5 protein-coding genes are annotated in these 4,212 nt (G+C 71.1%); 2 read left to right on the top strand and 3 right to left on the bottom strand.

Translation table 11 applies throughout. From position 1 onward, the window contains the following. Positions 1–36 precede the first annotated feature (36 nt). The gene (gene sigJ, locus ACFWPJ_RS23315) at positions 37–888 is read right to left on the bottom strand and encodes an RNA polymerase sigma factor SigJ (RefSeq protein ID WP_378854513.1); all 852 of its coding nucleotides are present in this window, start codon (positions 886–888) and stop codon (positions 37–39) included. Then, positions 864–1,943: an NAD(P)/FAD-dependent oxidoreductase gene (locus ACFWPJ_RS23310; protein WP_378854512.1), complete on the bottom strand. Its 1,080-nt coding sequence runs from the start codon at positions 1,941–1,943 to the stop codon at positions 864–866. The genes sigJ and ACFWPJ_RS23310 overlap by 25 nt, the downstream gene beginning before the upstream one ends. 222 nt (positions 1,944–2,165) lie before the next feature. Between ACFWPJ_RS23310 and ACFWPJ_RS23305 the strand changes: the two genes are divergently transcribed. After that, positions 2,166–2,501: a hypothetical protein gene (locus ACFWPJ_RS23305; RefSeq protein ID WP_378854511.1), complete on the top strand. Its 336-nt coding sequence runs from the start codon at positions 2,166–2,168 to the stop codon at positions 2,499–2,501. Positions 2,502–2,531: 30 nt separating this feature from the next. Here ACFWPJ_RS23305 and ACFWPJ_RS23300 read toward each other — a convergent pair whose 3' ends face one another. Beyond that, positions 2,532–2,909, bottom strand: a complete 378-nt coding sequence (locus ACFWPJ_RS23300; protein ID WP_378854510.1) for a hypothetical protein — start codon at positions 2,907–2,909, stop codon at positions 2,532–2,534. A gap of 12 nt (positions 2,910–2,921) precedes the next feature. On the opposite strand from ACFWPJ_RS23300, the gene ACFWPJ_RS23295 reads away from it, so the two are divergent. Next, entirely contained in the window at positions 2,922–4,022 is a 1,101-nt protein-coding gene (locus ACFWPJ_RS23295; RefSeq protein ID WP_378854509.1) for an AraC family transcriptional regulator ligand-binding domain-containing protein, read from the top strand. The last annotated feature ends 190 nt before the right edge of the window (positions 4,023–4,212 follow it).

Genomic DNA, 4,212 nt, shown 5'->3' with positions numbered 1-4,212 from the left:
GAGACTGGTCCTGTGTTTGTGGGGGTTGCGAACGCATTACACCGCTGTGCCGACGCGGTCGGTGACATCGTTGGAGGTCACCGAGTCGAGCGCGCCGTCGATCGTCGCGGCGACCGCCGGCATCGCGTTGTAGACGGCGAAGTGCACGCCCACCTCGCCCATCCGGTGGCCCTTCTGGAACAGGCCGATGACCAGCCGCGCCACCTTGTCCGGTCCGAGCACCGGCCTGCGCACCGCGTTGACCACGCCGCCACCGTCGCTGATGTAGACCACGTCGGGCGCCAGCACGTCCATCAGTGCCTGCACATTGCCGGTGGCCGCCGCGATCGAGAAGCGCTCGGCCACCGACTGCGCCTCGGCCGGTGTCGCGATCGCGGTGTGCCGCTTCTCGTGCACCCGATCCCTGGCACGCTGATTCAGTTGCCGCACAGCCGCTTCGGACTTGCCGACGGCCGTCGCGATCTCGGCATAGCTGAACGCGAACACCTCACGGAGCACGAACACCGCCCGCTGCACCGGGGTCAGGGTCTCCAGCACGAGCAGCATCGCGGTGGTCACCGCCTCGCCGGTCAGCACGTGCTCGACCCCGCCCTCGGACGCCGCCGCCAGGGGCTCGGGCAGCCACGGCCCGATGTACTCCTCGCGCCTGCGCGCGGCCGAGCGCAGGACGCCGAGCGCCTGTCTGGTGACGATCTGGGCGAGGTAGGCGCGCGGGTTCTCGACGGGAGCGAGATCGACGTCGACCCACCGCAGATAGCTGTCGTGCAGCACGTCCTCGGCGTCGACAACCGAGCCGAGGATCTCGTATGCGATGGAGAAAAGCAGTCGCCGGTTCTCGGCGAAGGCCTGCTCGTGCTCGGTGGTCACCGCTTCGGGCCGCTCAGCCACACACTGTTGCCGGTGCGCGCGCCCCATGCGGCGTACCGGACGACGCGCTCCTTGGCGAACGCCGCGCCGCGTCCCCCGAACGACACCGGCAACGGGCTGTCATCGCGGCGCGAGGTCTGGGCGACGGCGTCGCGCCTGCCGATGCTCAGTGCCTGGCCGCCATATCCCATCGAATAGGGCTGTGGCTCATGTCCTTCGATCATCCGGATCAGCGTATCCACCGCGTGCGCGCCCTGCGGTGACGCCGTCGCACAGGCCATCCGCGCCCCGGGCACGGCGGCGCAGTCGCCGACGACGAAGACGCGTGGATCGGTCACGCTGCGCAGGTACGGGTCGACCAGCGCCCGGCCGTCGGCGGCTACCGCGAGCCCACTGCGTGCGGCCAGGTCGGGCACGGCCGACACCACCGCCCACAGGGTCAGGTCCGACTCGAGTGCGCCGCCCGAGCGCAGCCACACCTCCCCGTTCTCGATCCGCTCGACCGCGTCGATGACGATCGCCACGCCCAACCTGCCCAACCCGCGCCGCACGCGCCGCTGTCCGCCCGCCGACAGGCTCGCGCCGATCTCGGCCCCCACCAACCGGACCCGCAGATCCGGCCTGGCCTCCGCGATCTCCGCCGCGGTCTCGATGCCGGTCAGTCCGCCCCCGATCACGGTGACGGTGCGGTCCGCCGCCAGTGCGGCCAGGGCCGTGCGCGCCTGCTCTGCGCCCTCCCACGTGCCGACCGGAATCGCGCCGGGCAGCGGTGCGGCCGTGCTGCCGACCGCGACGAACAGGTGGTCGAAGTCGAGAGCGGTGCCGTCGTCGAGGGTCACGGTGCCGTCTCCGATCTTGTCCGCGCCCGCCACCCGGGTCGCGATGGTGGGGGCGAGTATGTCGGCGAGTGGGGTCGCGGCCGTGCCGGTTCCGGCCAGTTGCTCGTGCAGCCGCACCCGTTCGACGAAATCGGGCCGTGGGTTGACCACGGTGATCCGGGCCTGCGGTGCCTTCTTCGCCAGTCGGTTCGCCGCCACTGTTCCCGCGTATCCTGCGCCGATCACCACGATGTCCATCGTCTGCCTCCTGCCGGGAAAATCTGGGTCGACTATGGGATGCGGGAGGGCGCGGGTTTGTGATGGTGATCTGAGTCACTCGTCATCGGTGCTGGTGAGGGGCTTGCCAGGCGAAGGGGTCACGGTCGGGCGCGGCGGGTTGTTACCGTTGGCGACGTGAAACCGGGCGGTTGGTTACTGGAGTGGGGTGGCGTTCGGGCGCTGTCCGCTCTCGTCCTGGCCGTGCTGGTGTTCGGCGCGCTGCTGGTCGGCGCGGCCGCGAGCGATCATCACCATCCGGCGCCGCAGGACGTGGCCGCCACGGCGCTGCCCGACCATGAACTGATCACGCCCGCGCATCCCCATGTCGCGCAGCAGTTCGTGCGGGTGGTCGAGGAGGCGACGCTGCCGGTTTCGCCGGGTGCCGTCGGGCCGGTGCTCGTGCTCCTGCTGTTCGCCCTCACGATTTTCCTGGTGGCCGTTGCCGTTTCGTCGGCGCGCGCCGGAATGCGCGGTCCGCCTGCGCTATTCGGTGGGGGACGCGACATCCTCGGACGACTCTGCATCGATCGGCGCTGACGGTCCCGCCGGACCGCGAGGCCGGGCGATTCACTGTGCCGGTGCGGCACAACAGGATCGGCTGCGCCATCCGCGCGTCCGTGCGGGCGTGACGTTCGCGATCAGCAACTCGACGGTGTGTGCCGCACCGTCGTGCCGGAACGTCAGGCCGAGACGGCAGTTGCCGGGATACCCGGTGTCCAGACGGAAACGGAGCTCGGTGGTCGCCAGCGCGAGAACCGGGTCGATCCCGACCGGTTCGCCGCCGCTGCGCCGCACGCTCACCTCGACCGGCTGATCGAGGGCGATCGGCGCGTCAGCGCGCAGGATCGTGATGCTCATCGGCGTGCTCACCGGCTCGGGAGTCACCCGCAGCTGGACCGTGTAGGCGCCGACCGTCGCTGTCGCAGTGCTGTTCTCCGCATTCATGGGGCCCTCCGGGTGAGTTTCGTCGATGTCGGCTCGAAGCTCGTCGGTACAACCCTGGGCCAGGAACCGACCGCGTCGGAGGGCGCGAACATGTCAGAAAACGGACAAATCACGACATCGCCGGGCCGGGCCGGCCTGCGCGACACGGTATCCGCGCGGCTCGTGCGCTTCGTGGTCGACGCCACCCGCGCGGCAGGCGCGAGCCCCGGCTGTTTCACCGGGCTACCCGACCTGGCCGACGAGGTGCTCGCCGACGACCTCGTCCGGGTGCCGACGAGTTCGGCGACGGTGGTGTGGGAGGTGCTGACGGCCCTGCGGCAGGGTGGGCTCGCGACCGAGCTGGTGCGGCGCTCACCCCTCGGCACCTTCGGCGTCTGGGACTACCTGTTCGTCTCCGGCGCGACTGTGGCCGACGGGCTGCGCGACGGGTTCCACTATCGCGACGTGATCTGCGACGCGGGGAGCGAACTGCTCGAATTACATACCGACGGAGCGCTACTCACCGTGTGGCACCGGACCTGCGTCGCCGAGCCCGCGGTGATGGCGGCGGTGGGAGAGTACGCGCTGGCCATGGTGCTGTCCCGGTGCCGGGAGGCCGCGCGACAGCACATCGTGCCGGTGCATGTCGGCTTCGCGCATCCGCTGTCGGGTACTCGCGGGGAACTCGCCGACCTGTTCGGCACCAGCCGTATCGATTTCGGCTGCGAGGCGAACACCGTCACCTTCCTCGCCGCCGACCTCACCGCGCCGCGCGCCGACGTCCGGCCCGGATTGTCCGAGGTGCTGCGCGCCCACGCCGAGATGCTCGGTACCGCGGCCAAACCCGTGCCGGACTGGTACGCCGTCTTCCGAAGTGCCCTCACCGCAGCGCTTTTCGAGGGCACACCGACCATCGGCCGGGTCGCCGCGCAGTTGCATCTGAGCCCGCGCACCGTGCAGCGCAGGCTCGACGAACTCGGCACCACCTGGCGCGCCGAAGTCGACTGCGCCCGTGCCGATCACGCCGCCCGGCTGCTGGGTGACGCGCGCCTGCCCCTGCGCGCCGTCGCGTCCAGGATCGGCTACCGCGACGAACGCAGCCTGCGGCGTGCGCTCCGTCGGTGGGCCGGGTAACGACGCCGGCGGGTGTGCTGCCCCGAGGCGAGTCCCTGCTGCGCCGGTGCGGTGTCGCGGTGCGCCGTGCTGTGTCGCTGTGCGGCGACCGGCCCCGGCGGGCGTCAGTGGCGCGGGATCGACATCGGCGTAATGCGGCGGGGGCCGCCCCCCGGGAGGGGGGGGGGGCGGCGCGGCCCAAACACAAGAG

Source organism: Nocardia sp. NPDC058497 (assembly GCF_042720195.1).
Lineage (GTDB): Bacteria > Actinomycetota > Actinomycetes > Mycobacteriales > Mycobacteriaceae > Nocardia.
Note: the sequence above shows the minus strand (reverse complement) of the source record. Positions and strands in the feature narration are given on the sequence as shown.

What these genes read in the sequence shown, in the direction of transcription:
- ACFWPJ_RS23310 (WP_378854512.1), bottom strand. Translation starts at nt 1,943, where the DNA reads ATGGACATCGTGGTGATCGGCGCAGGATACGCGGGAACAGTGGCGGCG.
- ACFWPJ_RS23300 (WP_378854510.1), bottom strand. Translation starts at nt 2,909, where the DNA reads ATGAATGCGGAGAACAGCACTGCGACAGCGACGGTCGGCGCCTACACG.